Source organism: Streptomyces sp. NPDC017520, assembly GCF_044329855.1.
Taxonomy (GTDB): domain Bacteria; phylum Actinomycetota; class Actinomycetes; order Streptomycetales; family Streptomycetaceae; genus Streptomyces.
The window spans coordinates 139,490-154,559 of sequence record NZ_JBIRKB010000007.1; the positions used below are offsets into that span (position 1 = coordinate 139,490).

At 72.5% G+C, this 15,070-nt stretch carries 12 protein-coding genes; 4 read left to right on the plus strand and 8 right to left on the minus strand.

Annotated elements, in window-relative coordinates; all coding sequences use genetic code 11:
* Positions 1 to 303: 303 nt before the first annotated feature.
* Positions 304 to 2,037, plus strand: a complete 1,734-nt coding sequence (locus tag ACH4KB_RS18670; RefSeq protein ID WP_398066989.1) for an ABC transporter ATP-binding protein — start codon at positions 304 to 306, stop codon at positions 2,035 to 2,037.
* Positions 2,037 to 3,965 (plus strand): ABC transporter ATP-binding protein, encoded by a 1,929-nt coding sequence (locus tag ACH4KB_RS18675; protein WP_398066990.1) that lies wholly within the window; start codon positions 2,037 to 2,039, stop codon positions 3,963 to 3,965. The genes ACH4KB_RS18670 and ACH4KB_RS18675 overlap by 1 nt, the downstream gene beginning before the upstream one ends.
* 18 nt (positions 3,966 to 3,983) lie before the next feature.
* Here ACH4KB_RS18675 and ACH4KB_RS18680 read toward each other — a convergent pair whose 3' ends face one another.
* The 5 genes from ACH4KB_RS18680 to ACH4KB_RS18700 all read right to left on the minus strand — a co-directional run bounded on the left by ACH4KB_RS18680 (position 3,984) and on the right by ACH4KB_RS18700 (position 11,070).
* The gene (locus tag ACH4KB_RS18680; RefSeq protein ID WP_398066991.1) at positions 3,984 to 5,084 is read right to left on the minus strand and encodes an RNA polymerase sigma factor; all 1,101 of its coding nucleotides are present in this window, start codon (positions 5,082 to 5,084) and stop codon (positions 3,984 to 3,986) included.
* A gap of 217 nt (positions 5,085 to 5,301) precedes the next feature.
* Complete coding sequence (dnaG, locus tag ACH4KB_RS18685; protein WP_398066992.1) at positions 5,302 to 7,224, minus strand: DNA primase; 1,923 nt, start codon at positions 7,222 to 7,224, stop codon at positions 5,302 to 5,304.
* Between the two features lie 93 nt (positions 7,225 to 7,317).
* Positions 7,318 to 8,577, minus strand: coding sequence for an NAD(P)/FAD-dependent oxidoreductase (locus ACH4KB_RS18690; RefSeq protein WP_398066993.1), 1,260 nt, complete (start codon positions 8,575 to 8,577; stop codon positions 7,318 to 7,320).
* Positions 8,578 to 8,713: 136 nt separating this feature from the next.
* Positions 8,714 to 10,078 carry a deoxyguanosinetriphosphate triphosphohydrolase gene (locus ACH4KB_RS18695; protein ID WP_398066994.1) on the minus strand — a complete coding sequence of 455 codons (1,365 nt, stop codon included), beginning with the start codon at positions 10,076 to 10,078 and terminating at the stop codon, positions 8,714 to 8,716.
* A 53-nt stretch (positions 10,079 to 10,131) separates the two neighbouring features.
* A complete protein-coding gene (locus tag ACH4KB_RS18700) occupies positions 10,132 to 11,070 on the minus strand; it encodes a sirohydrochlorin chelatase (RefSeq protein WP_398066995.1) in 939 nt (312 codons plus the stop codon).
* A 562-nt stretch (positions 11,071 to 11,632) separates the two neighbouring features.
* On the opposite strand from ACH4KB_RS18700, the gene ACH4KB_RS18705 reads away from it, so the two are divergent.
* On the plus strand, positions 11,633 to 12,346 hold the full coding sequence (locus ACH4KB_RS18705) for a vancomycin high temperature exclusion protein (RefSeq protein ID WP_398067217.1): 714 nt from the start codon (positions 11,633 to 11,635) through the stop codon (positions 12,344 to 12,346).
* Between the two features lie 198 nt (positions 12,347 to 12,544).
* On the opposite strand, the gene ACH4KB_RS18710 is transcribed toward ACH4KB_RS18705, so the two are convergent.
* From ACH4KB_RS18710 to ACH4KB_RS18720, 3 genes are all read right to left on the minus strand, one after another.
* On the minus strand, positions 12,545 to 13,093 hold the full coding sequence (locus tag ACH4KB_RS18710; protein ID WP_398066996.1) for a gamma-glutamylcyclotransferase family protein: 549 nt from the start codon (positions 13,091 to 13,093) through the stop codon (positions 12,545 to 12,547).
* A gap of 8 nt (positions 13,094 to 13,101) precedes the next feature.
* Positions 13,102 to 13,443 (minus strand): divalent-cation tolerance protein CutA, encoded by a 342-nt coding sequence (gene cutA / locus ACH4KB_RS18715; protein ID WP_398066997.1) that lies wholly within the window; start codon positions 13,441 to 13,443, stop codon positions 13,102 to 13,104.
* Between the two features lie 72 nt (positions 13,444 to 13,515).
* Positions 13,516 to 14,151 (minus strand): NADPH-dependent FMN reductase, encoded by a 636-nt coding sequence (locus ACH4KB_RS18720; RefSeq protein ID WP_398066998.1) that lies wholly within the window; start codon positions 14,149 to 14,151, stop codon positions 13,516 to 13,518.
* 96 nt (positions 14,152 to 14,247) lie between these two features.
* Here ACH4KB_RS18720 and ACH4KB_RS18725 point away from each other — a divergent pair, with 96 nt between their 5' ends.
* Positions 14,248 to 15,060 carry an aminotransferase class IV family protein gene (locus ACH4KB_RS18725; protein ID WP_398066999.1) on the plus strand — a complete coding sequence of 271 codons (813 nt, stop codon included), beginning with the start codon at positions 14,248 to 14,250 and terminating at the stop codon, positions 15,058 to 15,060.
* Positions 15,061 to 15,070: the final 10 nt, after the last annotated feature.

Genomic DNA, 15,070 nt, shown 5'->3' on the forward strand with positions numbered 1-15,070 from the left:
AGGACCGGGCCCGCACGCGTCGCACCCGGCACGCACCCCGGCCAGGACCGGACCCGTACGCGTCGCAACCGGCACGCAACCCGGCCAGGACCAGATCCGTACGCTTCGCGACCGGGGCAGGGCCGTCCGGTGCCCGCCCGCGAACGGTGCCGCGCCCGGAGTGAGTCCGTGGTTCCGGAGCGCGGGAGGGCTCTCCGCGCGCTCCAGGTTTGACCTGGGCTTGGCGAAAAGGGTTCGCCCTCGGAGTACGGCGTACGCGAAACTGGGGCGGCCTCTGCCTTCCGCCGATTCCGAGAGACCCGCGTGCTCATAAAACTCCTGCGGGCCCATCTGGGCCCGTACAAGAAACCCATCGTGCTGCTGGTGTTCCTCCAGCTGCTCCAGACCTGCGCCACGCTGTATCTGCCCAGTCTGAACGCCGACATCATCGACAACGGTGTCGTCACGGGCGACACCGGCTACATCCTGGAGTTCGGCGGTCTGATGATCGCCGTCAGTGTCGTTCAGGTGCTCTGCAACGTGGGGGCCGTGTACTACGGCGCCCGGACCGCCTCCGCCCTCGGGCGCGATGTGCGGGCCGCCGTCTTCGACCGGGTGCAGTCCTTCTCGGCCCGTGAGCTCGGGCGCTTCGGGGCGCCCTCGCTGATCACCCGGACCACCAACGACGTCCAGCAGATCCAGATGCTGGTGCTGATGGCCTTCACCCTGATGGTGTCGGCCCCGATCATGTGCGTCGGCGGCATCATCATGGCGCTCGGGCAGGACGTGCCGCTCTCCGCGGTGCTGCTGGCGGTCGTGCCGGTGCTCGGCGTCTCGGTCGGTCTCATCGTGAAGAGGATGCGGCCCCTGTTCCGCACCATGCAGGAGCGGCTGGACTCGGTGAACCGGGTGCTGCGCGAGCAGATCACCGGCAACCGGGTCATCCGCGCCTTCGTCCGGGACGGGTACGAGGAGAAGCGGTTCCGGGGTGCCAACACCGAGCTGACCGATGTGTCGGTGGCGACCGGGCGGCTGATGGCGCTGATGTTCCCGACCGTGATGACGGTGGTCAACCTGTCGTCGGTCGCGGTGGTGTGGTTCGGTGCGCACCGCATCGACAGCGGCGGGATGCAGATCGGCGCGCTGACCGCGTTCCTCGCCTATCTGATGCAGATCGTGATGGCCGTGATGATGGCCACGTTCATGTTCATGATGGTGCCGCGCGCCGAGGTGTGCGCCGAGCGCGTCGAGGAGGTGCTCGGGACCGAGTCGAGTGTGGTGCCGCCCGTCGCTCCGGTGACCGAGCTGCGGCGGCACGGGCATCTGGAGGTGCGGGGCGCCGAGTTCCGCTATCCGGGCGCGGAGGAGCCGGTGCTGCGGGCCGTGGAGCTGGTGGCCCGGCCCGGGGAGACGACCGCGGTCATCGGGTCGACGGGAAGCGGGAAGTCCACGCTGCTCGGGCTCGTACCCCGGCTGTTCGATGTGACGGACGGCGAGGTGCTGGTCGACGGCGAGGACGTGCGGACGCTCGATCCGGTGCTGCTCGCGAAGACGGTGTCCCTGGTGCCGCAGAAGCCGTACCTCTTCTCGGGGACGGTCGCGACGAACCTGCGGTACGGGAATCCGGACGCCACCGACGAGGAGCTGTGGCACGCGCTGGAGGTGGCGCAGGCCAAGGAGTTCGTCGAGGCGCTGGAGCACGGGCTCGACGCGCCGATCGCGCAGGGCGGCACCAACGTGTCCGGCGGTCAGCGCCAGCGGCTCGCCATCGCCCGGACGCTGGTGCAGCGCCCGGAGATCTATCTGTTCGACGACTCGTTCTCCGCGCTGGACTACGCGACCGACGCCGCGCTGCGGGCGGCGCTGGGGCGGGAGACGGCCGGGGCGACCGTGGTGATCGTGGCGCAGCGGGTGTCCACGATCCGTGACGCGGACCGGATCCTGGTGCTGGACGAGGGCCGGGTCGTGGGGACCGGCACCCACCACGAGCTGATGGACGGCAACGAAACATACCGGGAGATCGTGCTCTCCCAGCTGACGGAAGCGGAGGCCGCGTAATGGCCGGTCCGGGCGGACGGATGATGGCCGGGGGCGCGCCCACCGACCGGTCGATGGACTTCAAGGGGTCGAGCAAGCGGCTGCTGAGGCGGTTCGGCCGGGAGAAGTCCTCGCTGTGGCTGATGCTGGCCGCCGTGACGGTGAGCGTCGCGCTGTCGGTGGCCGGTCCGAAGATCCTCGGGAAGGCGACCGACCTGATCTTCGCCGGTGTGGTGGGGCGCGGAATGCCCGAGGGCACGACGAAGGCGCAGGCGATCGAGGGGCTGCGGGAGAAGGGCAGCGGCTCCATGGCCGACATGCTCTCGGGGGTGGACTTCACCCCGGGCGAGGGCATCGACTTTGGGGCGGTGGGGAACGTCCTGCTGGTGGCCCTGGTGATCTACGTCGGGGCCGGGCTGCTGATGCTGGTCTCCACGCGGCTGTCGATCCGGGTGATCAACCGGATCGTGTTCCAGCTGCGCGAGGACCTCCAGACGAAGCTGGCGCGGCTGCCGCTGTCGTACTTCGACCGGGCCAAGCGCGGTGAGGTGCTGAGCCGGGCGACGAACGACATCGACAACATCTCGCAGACGCTCCAGCAGACGATGGGGCAGCTCATCAACTCCCTGCTGACGATCGTCGGGGTGCTGGTCATGATGTTCTGGATCTCGCCGCTGCTGGCCCTGGTCGCGCTGGTGACGGTCCCGTTGTCGGTGGTCGTGGCGACACAGGTCGGCAAGCGGTCGCAGCCGCAGTTCGTGCAGCAGTGGCGGGTGACGGGGACGCTCAACGCCCACATCGAGGAGATGTACACCGGGCACAACCTGGTGAAGGTCTTCGGCCGGCAGGAGGAGTCCGCGCGGGACTTCGCCGAGCAGAACGAGGCGCTGTACGAGGCGGGGTTCAAGGCGCAGTTCGCCAGCGGGCTCATGCAGCCGCTGATGTTCTTCATCTCGAACATCAACTACGTGCTGGTCGCGGTGGTCGGCGGGCTCCGGGTCGCCTCGGGCACGCTGTCGATCGGTGACGTGCAGGCGTTCATCCAGTACTCGCGGCAGTTCTCGATGCCGCTGACGCAGGTCGCCTCGATGGCCAACCTGGTGCAGTCCGGCATCGCTTCGGCGGAGCGCGTCTTCGAGCTGCTCGACGCCGAGGAGCAGGACGCGGACCCGGAGCACGGCGAGCGCCCGGAGCGTCTTGAGGGCCGGGTCTCGCTGGAGAAGGTGGCCTTCCGCTACGACCCGGAGAAGCCGCTGATCGAGGATCTGTCGCTGAGTGTGGAGCCGGGGCAGACCGTCGCGATCGTCGGTCCGACCGGCGCCGGCAAGACGACGCTGGTCAACCTGCTGATGCGGTTCTACGAGGTGACCGGCGGGCGGATCGCGCTCGACGGGATCGACGTGGCGAAGATGTCCCGCGACGAACTGCGGTCCTCCATCGGCATGGTGCTCCAGGACACCTGGCTGTTCGGCGGGACGATCGCGGAGAACATCGCGTACGGCGCTTCGCGCGAGGTCACCCGGGAGGAGATCGAGGAGGCGGCCCGGGCGGCGCACGCGGACCGGTTCGTCCGGACGCTGCCCGACGGGTACGACTCGGTGATCGACGACGAAGGCTCCGGGGTCAGCGCGGGCGAGAAGCAGCTGATCACCATCGCGCGGGCGTTCCTGTCCGACCCGGTGATCCTGGTCCTCGACGAGGCGACCAGCTCGGTGGACACCCGGACCGAGGTGCTGATCCAGAAGGCGATGGCGCGCCTGGCCCACGGGCGTACGTCGTTCGTGATCGCGCACCGGCTCTCCACGATCCGGGACGCGGACGTGATCCTCGTGATGGAGAACGGGTCGATCGTCGAACAGGGCACGCACGAGGGGCTGTTGGCGGCCAAGGGCGCCTATGCCCGGCTGTACGCCGCCCAGTTCGCGGAGGCGCTGGCCGAGGTGGACTGAGCGGATCGGCCGGGCGGATCAGTCGAGGTAGCCGCGGAGTTGGTCGGCGAAGGCGTGGTCCCGCAGCCTGCTGAGGGTCTTGGACTCGATCTGGCGGATGCGTTCGCGCGTCACGCCGAAGATCCGGCCTATCTCCTCCAGGGTGCGGGGCCGCCCGTCCTCCAGCCCGTACCGCAGCTGGACGACCTTGCGTTCGCGTTCGCCGAGGGTGGAGAGCACCGCCTCCAGGTGTTCGCGGAGCAGGAGGAAGGCGGCGGACTCGACGGGTGAGGCGGCGTCGCCGTCCTCGATGAGGTCGCCGAAGGAGACGTCGTCCTCCTCGCCGACGGGGGCATGCAGGGAGACGGGCTCCTGGGCCAGGCGGAGGACTTCGGTGACCCGCTCGGGCGTCAGGTCCAGCTCCACGGCGATGTCCTCGGCGGTCGGTTCGACGCCGCGCTCCTGGAGGAGGCGGCGCTGGACCCGCACCACGCGGTTGATCAGTTCCACGACATGGACCGGGACGCGGATGGTGCGGGCCTGGTCGGCCAGCGCGCGGGACATGGCCTGCCGGATCCACCAGGTCGCGTACGTGGAGAACTTGTAGCCCCGGGCGTAGTCGAACTTCTCCACGGCCCGGATCAGTCCGAGGTTCCCCTCCTGGACCAGGTCGAGCATGGTCAGCCCACGGCCGACGTAGCGCTTGGCGACGGAGACGACGAGGCGGAGGTTGGCCTCGATGAGGCGGCGTTTGGCCGTGCGGCCCAGCACGACCAGCCGGTCAAGGTCCCCGGCGAGGCGGGAGTCGAGGTCCGGGGTGCCCGCGAGGCGTTCCTCGGCGAAGAGCCCGGCCTCGACGCGGCGGGCGAGTTCGACCTCCTCGGCGGCGGTGAGCAGCGGGATGCGGCCGATCTCGCGCAGATACTGCCGGAACAGGTCGGAGGTGGGGCCGCCGGAGTCCGCCCGGTTCCGCGGCTCCGGGGGGTCGGGGAGGTGCGTCGTTTCCACCATGACTGCCTCGGGTGCGTATCCGGGCGGTCCGGCTGTGGTCTCCGGGTGGTGCAGGGACCTGTTCTGCGCGGGAATGGCCGGGATGGCCGCCATGGTCTCGGTCGTGGTCGTCACGGTCCGGGTCTGCACGGGGGCGACCTCCAGGTGATCGCTGCCGGATGACGGGGGGGGAGGTCTGTCCGGCCCCGGGGTGCTCTCCTGCGGGCCGGTGTGCTCCGATGACTCAGACATTCCCCAGTGTGGGGTACGACACACGACTGCCACGAGGGGCGTGCGGGGACTTTCTGGTTCCGGTCCGTCACCGGACGATTACCGCGGTCGGCCGCGCGTCGGCTCCGACAGCCGCTCAGAGCGCGGCGGCGCCGTAGGCGCGCAGGGACTGGGCGTACTGCTGGAGCACCCAGACCTCGTTCTGCGCGGCGGCCAGATCCTGGGGGGCGACGTGGCTGCCGAGGCGGGCGAGGCTGCCCTGGACGTCGTTGATGCGGCGGTCCACGGCGCGCAGCCGGACCTGGACGAGCTGCATGCCCGCGTAGGTCTCGTCGATGGTCTTGCCGATGAAGACCTCGACGGCGAGCTCGGTGACGAGGCTGCGGACGGTGTTGTCGGGGGCGGCGTCCATGACGGCGACCAGATACTCGCGGTTGTCGGCGAGGCCCTGTTCGGCGCCGCCCGCCTGCTCGATGCACTGCCGGACGGCGGCGTAGGGCGGGGCGGTGAACTCGTCCACGCCGTACGCGTCGAAGGCCGGGGAGACCAGGGCGGGCTTCTGGAGGGCGAGCTTGAGCAGTTCGCGTTCGGTGCGGTGGGCGGGGCTGCGGAGGTTGAGCGCGGGTCCGGAGAAGCCGGGGGCGGGCGCGGGCTGCTGCGGGGCGCCGCCCCGCGGGCCCTGGGGGCCGCCGCGCCGGCCGCCGCGCTCCGCGTGGTCGCCGCCCTTGTCGCGGGCCCAGCGGGCGAGCTGGGCGACGCGGTGGACGACGAACTCCTGGTCGAGGATGCCGACGAACCCGGCGAGCTGGACGGCGACCTCGCGCTGCACGCTGCTCGTCTTGATCTTGGCGACGACGGCGGCGGCCTCGTCGAGGGCGGCGGCGCGGCCGGCCGGGGTCTCCAGGTCGTACCGGCCGACGATCTGGCGCAGGGCGAATTCGAAGAGCGGGGTGCGCGGCTCGACCAGGTCGCGTACGGAGTCGTCGCCCTTGGCGAGCCGCAGGTCGCAGGGGTCCATGCCGTCCGGGGCGATGGCGATGTACGTCTCGGCGGCGAACTTCTGGTCGTCCTCGAAGGCGCGCAGGGCGGCCTTCTGTCCTGCCGAGTCGCCGTCGAAGGTGAAGATCACGCGGGCGCTGCCGTTGTCCATGAGGAGGCGGCGCAGGATCTTGATGTGGTCGTTGCCGAAGGCGGTGCCGCAGGTGGCGATGGCGGTGGTGACCCCGGCGAGGTGGCAGGCCATGACGTCGGTGTAGCCCTCGACGACGACGGCGCGGCTGGCCTTGGCGATGTCCTTCTTCGCCAGGTCGATGCCGTACAGCACCTGGGACTTCTTGTAGATCGGGGTCTCGGGGGTGTTGAGGTACTTCGGGCCGTTGTCGTCGTCGCGCAGTTTGCGGGCGCCGAAGCCGACGATCTCCCCGGCGGTGTCGCTGATGGGCCACATCAGCCGGCCGCGGAAGCGGTCGATGGGGCCGCGGCGGCCGTCCTGGGAGAGCCCGGAGGTGATCAGTTCCTTGTCGCTGAAGCCCTTGCCGCGCAGATAGCGGGTGAGGTGGTCCCAGCCGGCCGGGCTGTAGCCGACGCGGAAGTGGGCGGCGGCGTCCTGGTCGAAGCCGCGCTCGGCGAGGAACTTGCGGCCGATCTCGGCCTCGGGGCTCTCCAGGGCGCGTACGTAGAACTCGGCGGCGGCCTGGTGGGCCTCGATCAGCCGGATGCGTTCGCCGCGCTGGTGGGAGGGGTTGTAGCCGCCCTCCTCGTAGCGCAGGGTGATGCCCGCCTTGGCGGCGAGGCGCTCGACCGTCTCCGAGAAGGAGAGGTGGTCGATCTTCATCACGAAGGCGATCGTGTCGCCGCCCTCCTGGCAGCCGAAGCAGTGGAACAGGCCCTTGCCGGGGCTGACCTGGAAGGAGGGGGACTTCTCGTCGTGGAAGGGGCAGAGGCCTTTGAGGTTTCCGCCGCCCGCGTTGCGCAGCTGGAGGTATTCGGACACGACGGAGTCGATCGGGACCGCGTCCCGTACCGCCTTCACGTCGTCGTCGTTGATCCTGCCAGCCACGGGTGAAGTCTACGGGTGGGCGCGGACGGCCGGACGCCCGGCGGGTGGCCCGGCGGGGTGCGGGCGGTGCCGTCCGCACCCCGCCGAGGCTCCTCAGAGCAGGGACTCCAGCGGGACCGACGGGTCGCCGAGGGCTTCCGGGTCGTGCTGCCGGCGGGCCCGGATCAGCTCCTGGATCGTTTCGGTGACATCCCACACGTTGACGTTCATCCCGGCGAGGACGCGGCGGTCCTTCAGCCAGAACGCGATGAACTCCCGCTTCCCGGCGTCGCCCCGGATGATCACCTCGTCGTAGGAGCCGGGCGGGGCCCAGCCGGAGTATTCGAGGCCGAGGTCGTACTGGTCGGAGAAGAAGTACGGGACGCGGTCGTAGCTCACGTCCTGGCCGAGCATGGCGCGGGCGGCGGCCGGTCCGCCGTTCAGGGCGTTCGCCCAGTGCTCGACGCGCAGCCGGGCGCCGAGCAGCGGGTGGGCGGCGGCGGCGACGTCCCCGGCGGCGTAGATGTGCGGGTCGGAGGTGCGCAGGGAGGCGTCCACGGCGATGCCGCCGCCGTGGGCGCGGTCGGCCGTCTCCAGGCCCGCGGCCTCGGCGAGGGCGGAGCGCGGGGCGGCGCCGATCGCGGCGAGCACGTCGTGGGCGGGGTGCTCCTCGCCGTCGTCGGTGCGGACGGCGAGCACCATGCCGTCCTGGCCGGTGATCTCGGTGAGGCGGGCCCCGAAGTGGAAGCGGACGCCGTGCGCGCTGTGCAGCTCGGTGAAGATCTGGCCCAGCTCGGGGCCGATGACCTGGTGCAGCGGGGTGGGCTCGGCCTCGACGACGGTGACCTCGGCCCCGTAGCCGCGGGCGGCGGCGGCGACCTCCAGGCCGATCCAGCCGGCTCCGGCGATGACCAGGTGGCCGTTGTCGCGGCCGAGGGCGGCGAGCACGTTGCGCAGCCGGTCGGCGTGGGCGAGGCGGCGCAGGTGGTGGACGCCGGCCAGGTCGGTGCCGGGGACGTCCAGGCGGCGCGGTTCGGAGCCGGTGGCCAGGAGCAGCTTGTCGTAGTGGATGACGGTGTTGTCGCCGAGCTGCACGGTCTTCGCGTACCGGTCGAGCACGGTGACCGGCTGGCCGAGGTGCAGTTCGATGTCGGCGCCCGCGTACCAGGCTCGTTCGTGGGTGAAGACGCTGTCGCGTTCGGCCTTGCCGTCCAGGTAGCCCTTGGAGAGCGGCGGTCGTTCGTAGGGGTGGTCGCGCTCGTCGCCGATGAGGATCACCCGGCCGGTGAACCCTTCGGCGCGCAGCGTTTCGGCCGCCTTCGCCCCTGCGAGTCCTGCTCCGACGATGACGAACGTCTGGTGTGCGTCGACCACTTGATGCCTCCTCAGTGCTGTGCTGCGCGGCGCCCCCAGCTGCGAGCGTCCCGCACGCAGCGTGATGGCGAAAGAGGGTGTGCCCCGGTCAGGTCACACCCAGTGGTCAGATGTCCGGCTTCTTCCAGTCTGCCGGTCAGCCGCGGCGGGCGGTGAGCGCGGCGTGCAGGGATCGTGCGGAGGCGTCGGTGAGGGCGGCGATCTGGTCGACGAGGACCCGCTTGCGGGCGTGGTCGTCGGGCGCCTGGTCGAACAGGGCGCGGAAGTGCGGTTCCAGGCCTTCGGGGGCGCGGGCGGTGAGGGCGGCGGCCAGCTCGGCGATCACGATGCGCTGGTCGGCGCGGATGGCCTCCTGTTCGGCGCGCTGCATGACGTAACGGTCGGCGACCGCCTTGAGCACCGCGCACTCGTGGCGCACCGCGCGCGGGACGACCAGCTCGGCGCCGTACCGGCCGAGGCGGCCGGGGCCGTACACCGCGCGGGTGGCGGTCTCGGCCTCCGTGCAGAAGCGGCCGATGAGCTGGCTGGTGGCGTCCTTCAGGCGGGCCTGGGCCGCGGCGGAGCCGTCGTAGCCGTGCGGCCACCAGTCCTGGTCGATCAGCCGGTCGAGGGCCTCGGACAGCTCCTGCGGGTCGGTGCCGGCGGGGACGTAGCGGCCGATGGCGACGGCCCAGATCTCCTCGCGCTCCGGCTCGGCGTAGAGGCAGTTGGGGTCGATGTGGCCGGCGTGCAGCCCGTCCTCGAAGTCGTGGACGCTGTACGCCACGTCGTCGGACCAGTCCATGACCTGCGCCTCGAAGCAGGTGCGGTCCTCGGGGGCGCCCTCGCGGGCCCACGCGAAGACCGGGACGTCGTCGGCGTACACCCCGAACTTGGCGGAGTGCGGGTCGGTGGGGTGCGCGCCGCGCGGCCAGGGGTACTTGGTGGCGGCGTCCAGCGCGGCCCGGGTCAGGTTGAGGCCGACGCTGACCAGGTCTCCGGTGCGCGGGTCGCGGACGAAACGCTTGGGTTCCAGGCGGGTCAGCAGGCGCAGCGACTGGGCGTTGCCCTCGAAGCCGCCGCAGTCGGAGGCGAAGTCGTCGATGGCCTGTTCGCCGTTGTGGCCGAACGGCGGGTGGCCCAGGTCGTGGGCCAGGCACGCCGTCTCCACCAGGTCCGGGTCGCAGCCGAGGACCGCGCCCAGCTCGCGGCCGACCTGGGCGCACTCCAGGGAGTGGGTGAGCCGGGTGCGGGGGCTGGCGTCCCAGACCAGGGAGCGGGTGCCGGGCGTCACGACCTGGGTCTTCCCGGCGAGCCGGCGCAGGGCGGCGGAGTGCAGGACCCGGGCGCGGTCGCGCTGGAAGGCGGTGCGGCCGGGGCGCTTGTCCTCCTCGGTGTCGAAGCGCTCGGTGTCGGCGGACCCGTAGGGGCTCGCCCCGCGTCCGCTGGGTGCGCCCTGTGCGTCGTGCGTCCGTGCGTCGTGCGTCCGGTCTGCCCCGTGTGCGCCCTGTGTGCCGTCCATGGTTCCGACAGTAGCGACCGGGACGGACAACGTGGCGTGAGCGGGCCCGGATGTCAGGCGGAAGCGAGCAGGCTCGCCGCGACGGCCGGGGCCGGGGCGCCATCCGAGGCGGCCCGTGCCTGGTCGTAGCGGTGCAGTACGAGGCGGGCCATCGCCGGGTGGGCGCCGAGCGGGGCGGCCGCCCGGTGCGGTACGGCGTCGGCGCAGGCGCTCGCGAAGCGGCCTGGGGCGGTGAAGTACGAGGCGACGAAGGTCCGGTGGCGGCCCCGGGCGGCCAGGGCGCGCAGGGCGGCCGGGACGGTGGGCGTGGCGGCGGAGGCGTAGGCGGGGACGACGGGCACGCCGAGGCGCATCGCGAGCGCGCGGGCGGTGTGCCGGGTGTCCCGGGCGGAGTCGGGGTCGCGGGATCCGGCGGCGGCGAGGACCACGGCGGCGTGGCGGCCCCCCTGGTCGGCGGGGTCCCAGCCGGCCTCGACGAGCCGCCCGTACAGCGCCTCGACGAGCAGGGGGTGGGGGCCCAGCGGCGCGGCGATCCGGGTACGGACGTCCGGGGCTGCGGCCGCCCCGGCGGGCAGGTCGTGCTTGACGTGGTGGCCGCGTCCCAGGAGCAGCGGTACGAGGACGGCGTCGGCCCCGCGCAGGCCGTCCAGGGTGTCCGGGAGCAGCGGCCGGTTCAGCTCGATGTGGCCGAGCCGGACGTCGAGCCCGGGGCGCAGGTCGCGCACCCGGTCCAGGAGGGCCAGCACGGTGCGCGGGGCCTCCGGGTCGCGGCTGCCGTGCGCCACGGCGACCAGGGACGGGGCAAGGGCTCCGCGCCGCTCCTCCGCGGGGCGGTCGGGCTGCCGGGTGCGGTGCGTGGGGCTGTGGGTTCCGTTCCGGGGGGCGGGGCCGGGCTGGGCGCCGAGCCGGTCGGTGACGCGGGTGGGGAGGTGGGCGGTGCCGTCGGTCATCGGGGGCGACCGGTGGGGCTGTTCGGGGAGCTGCTCCGTCATGGACCGATGGTGCCGGGCGGAGGTTGCCGGGTCGTTGCGCGAGGGTCACGGGCGTTTTCCGCCGCCTCACGACGGGGGCGGGGAGTGTGTGCGTACGCGGCTCGGTCCGCTCCCCCGCCGGTGTCGGACGCCACGGGCCGGGGCGGCCGGCGAACCTTTGCGGCGTCCCGGACGTCAGGTGGGGTGAGGGCTAGGTCCTGTCGTCGAACTCCCGCCGTCGCCCGAAGGACGGCCCTGCGGGGTCAGGTGCGTGCTCTCGGTGTGCCGGGCGCAGGTCCGCGTACTGGACGTACTCGGGCGTGTGCCCGGTGCGGCGAGAGTGCGTGCATGGCGCCTCGGGGCAGGCGGGAGTTTGACGACAGGGCCTGGGTGGCGCGGACGACGCGACGGACAGCGGAACGACAGGGGGTTTCTGGTGCGCGGAAAGAACGGCGGGAGCAGGACGGCGGGTAAGAGACGGCCGGTGCGCGGGCGGTGGCCGCAGGGCCTCCGGCTGCCGGGGCGGACCGCCCGGCGTCAGTCGGCGCGGCCCGTCGCCCCGCTGGTGCCGGGGCGGTTCGCGCTGCGCCTGCCGGAGCGATTCGCCCTGCGGCCGCCGGGGCGGTTCACGCTGCGGCTGCCCCGCACGCGGCGGGTGCAACGGCGGCTGACGCAGGGGCTGGTGGCCGCCTGTGTGCTGGCCCTGGTGCCCGCGACCTGGATGCGGCTGGAGGCCGGCGACCGGGTGGGCACGACGGCCGAGGCTCCGGCGCGGGAGGTCGCCGTGGTGTTCGGCGCCGGGCTGTGGAAGGGCCGGCCGACCCCGTACCTCGCGCACCGGCTGGACGCGGCGGCCGAGCTGTACCGCACCGGGAAGGTGAAGGTCGTTCTGGTCACCGGGGACAACAGCCGCGTGGAGTACGACGAGCCGGACGCGATGCGCACGTATCTCACCGGGCGCGGGGTGCCGGACGAGCGGATCGTGAGCGACTACGCCGGGTTCGACTCCTGGGACTCCTGCGTCCGGGCCAAGAAGATCTTCGGGGTCGACCGGGCGGTGCTGGTGAGCCAGGGCTTCCACATCCACCGGGCGGTCACCCTGTGCCGGTCGGCCGGGATCGACGCGTACGGCGTCGGGGTCGACGAGCCACGGGACGCCACCTGGTACTACGGCGGCGCCCGGGAGCTGGCGGCCTCGGGCAAGGCCGCCCTGGATGCCCTGCTCCGGCCCGACCCGCGTTTCCTGGGGCCGGAGGAGCGGGGCGTGACGGAAGCGCTGGCGGCGGGGGCGCGCTGAACGGGCCCGCCCGAAGCGCGGAACCGTCGCCCGGGACGAACCCGGCACCACCACTCCCCGCCGCAGAGCAGGTCGCCGCTCCCCGCCACCAGGTTCCGTCCTCAAGCGCCGGACGGGCTTGAGGACGGAACCCACCGGGAGTACCGCCGAGCACGGCGTCGGCCACTTGCTCCGGGCGGGTGAGCCCGACGGCAGGTTCTAGGAGCCGCCCGCCGCGCGTCCGGTGGCCCACCGCCCCCCGGGGATGAGGACGCCGCCGGTCCGCAGCGAGCGGGTGACGGCGGTCGCGGCGAGGTAGACCCAGGCCCGCACGGCCTCCCCAGGTTCCCCGACTCCCCCGGCCTCCCTGACTCCCCCGGCCTCCCCGGCCTTCCCGACCTCCCCGGCCTCCCCGGCCTCCAACGCCCCTCGCGCCGGCAGCTCGACCTCGCGGACGACGCGTTCGTACAGGTTGCACGGGTGGCCGGGGCCGAGGAACTCCTCCAGGTGGTCCAGCAGCCCCAGCAGTTCCCCGTACGCCCCGGGCGCGGCGACGAGCAGGGTGCCGTGGACGCTGCCGTGGCCCTCGATCGCGTACGGGTAGCCGGGGCCTTCGTAGAGGAGGGCCCGGGGCAGCACGGCCGGCCGCTCCCCCGCCGTGCGGCCCCGGAGGAACAGGTCGTGGTTGGGTTCGCCCGGCAGCAGCGTCCCGTACACGAAGAAGGGCAGCTCGGCGGCGACGGGGCCGCCGGGGACGGTCGTGGTCATGGCCGCCGTCACAGGGCTGCCGGGGGCGCCGTCTCCGCCGTCACCCAGCCGAGGTAGCGGGCACTGCCCCGGATCACCGGCAGGGCGATGATCTCCGGCGTCTCGTAGTCGTGCTCCCGCTGGAGGTGTTCCTCCAGTTCGTCGTAGCGTTCCGCCGTCGTCTTGAAGAACACCTGCCACTCCTCGGTCGCCTCGATGGCGTTCTGCCACCGGTAGACGGAGGTGACCGGGGCGGAGATCTGCGCGCAGGCCGCCAGCCTGGCCTCCACCGCCGACCGGGCCAGGGCGTCGGCCTTGTCCTCGCTGTCGGTCGTGGTCAGTACGGTCAGCCATGCCGGCGGCGCTGTCATGGTCGGTCTCCTCCGAGTACGGCGGGCTCCTCAGCCCGTGGGCCTTCCCTGCGATTGTCGGCCCACGACGGGTCAGGCGCCGTACGGACGGAGATGACGGGCGTCGCGCAGAGCGGTGCCCCACCACACCAACTGGTCCAGCAGCGCCTTGGCCGCCGCGTCGGCGGGCCCCGGGTCCAGATGGCGCCCCTGGTCGTCGAAGAGGGCGCCGGCGTTGTGGAAGGACACGGTGTCGCGGACGGTGACGGTGTGCAGTTCGGCGAAGACCTGCCGGAGCTGTTCGACGGCCCGCAGCCCGCCGGAGATGCCGCCGTAACTGACGAAGGCGACGGGTTTGGCCTGCCATTCGGCGCTGTGCCAGTCGATGAGCGTTTTCAGCGGTGCGGGGAACGAGTGGTTGTACTCGGGGGTGAGGACGACGAAGGCGTCGGCCGCCGCGAGCCGGGCGGAGACCACGCCGAGCCGGTCCGCCTCCTCGGGCCCGGGGCTGAAGGTGATCGCGGTGGGGAGGCCGGCCTCGGCGACGTCGACCAGGTCGGTCTCGATGCCGGGGTGGCTCGCCGCGCGGGCCAGGAACCAGTCGGCGACGACGGGACCGAAGCGGCCGTCGCGGTTGCTGCCGAGGATGACGGCCACCTTGAGGGGGGCGGGCTCGGTGACGGGGACGGTGGCTGACGTGGATGACGTGGATACGGCTGTGGTGTCCATGACGTCGAGGTTTCTCCCTCAACCGTGGTTGAGGTCAAGCGTGCCCGTCCGGAGCCTGGCCCGTCCGGGCCCGGACGGCCCGCTTACGGTGGCCGCATGACGACGCACCGGCCGAACACGCCTCTCCCGTACATCGAGTTCGACGGCCGCCCGGCCACCGGGGAGGACCTGCGGATCCCCGCCCTGTACGGCTACGGCCACTTCACCGCCATGCAGGTGCGGGCCGGCCGGGTGCGGGGCCTCGGCCTGCATCTCGCCCGGCTGGACGCCGCGAACCGGGAGCTGTTCGACCTGCCGGTGGACGGCGACCGGGTGCGGGAGCTGATCCGGCACGCCCTGGACGGGGCGGGACTGCGGGACGCCTCGGTGCGGGTGAACGGCTATCTGCCGCCCGGCGCGACGCACACGACCCTGATGGTGACGGCCCGGGAGCCCGCCGCCCGGCCGGCCGGGGCGCGGAGCCTGATGTCGGTGCCGTACGCGCGCACGGCCCCGCACATCAAGCGGCCGGGCGAGTTCGGGCAGACGTACTACGGGATCCTGGCGGGGCGGGCGGGTTTCGACGAGGCGCTGCTGACCGCGCCCGGCGGGGTGGTGACCGAGGGGGCGACCACCAACGTCAGCTTCTGGGACGGGAGTTCGGTGGTGTGGCCCGACGCCCCGGCGCTCGCCGGCATCACGATGACTCTGCTGGAGCAGGGACTGGAGCGGGCCGGACGGCCGTCGGCGCGCCGCTCGGTGACGCTGGACGGCCCGGACGGGGTGAGCCGCTTCTCCGCCGCCTTCGTCTGCAACTCGCAGGGCATCGCACCGGTGCGTCGGATCGACGGCATCGCGTTCGCGATCGACGAGGAGCTGATGAGGGCGCTGGGCGCGGTGTACGACGGCACCCCGGAGGACGCCGTGTGAGACACCCCGC

Excerpts from the sequence above, each read along its gene's own strand:
- ACH4KB_RS18675 (WP_398066990.1), top strand. The coding sequence starts at position 2,037 with ATGGCCGGTCCGGGCGGACGGATGATGGCCGGGGGCGCGCCCACCGAC.
- ACH4KB_RS18695 (WP_398066994.1), bottom strand. The coding sequence starts at position 10,078 with ATGGACGGCACACAGGGCGCACACGGGGCAGACCGGACGCACGACGCA.
- ACH4KB_RS18700 (WP_398066995.1), bottom strand. The coding sequence starts at position 11,070 with ATGACGGAGCAGCTCCCCGAACAGCCCCACCGGTCGCCCCCGATGACC.
- ACH4KB_RS18710 (WP_398066996.1), bottom strand. The coding sequence starts at position 13,093 with ATGACCACGACCGTCCCCGGCGGCCCCGTCGCCGCCGAGCTGCCCTTC.
- cutA (WP_398066997.1), bottom strand. The coding sequence starts at position 13,443 with ATGACAGCGCCGCCGGCATGGCTGACCGTACTGACCACGACCGACAGC.
- ACH4KB_RS18720 (WP_398066998.1), bottom strand. The coding sequence starts at position 14,151 with ATGGACACCACAGCCGTATCCACGTCATCCACGTCAGCCACCGTCCCC.
- ACH4KB_RS18725 (WP_398066999.1), top strand. The coding sequence starts at position 14,248 with ATGACGACGCACCGGCCGAACACGCCTCTCCCGTACATCGAGTTCGAC.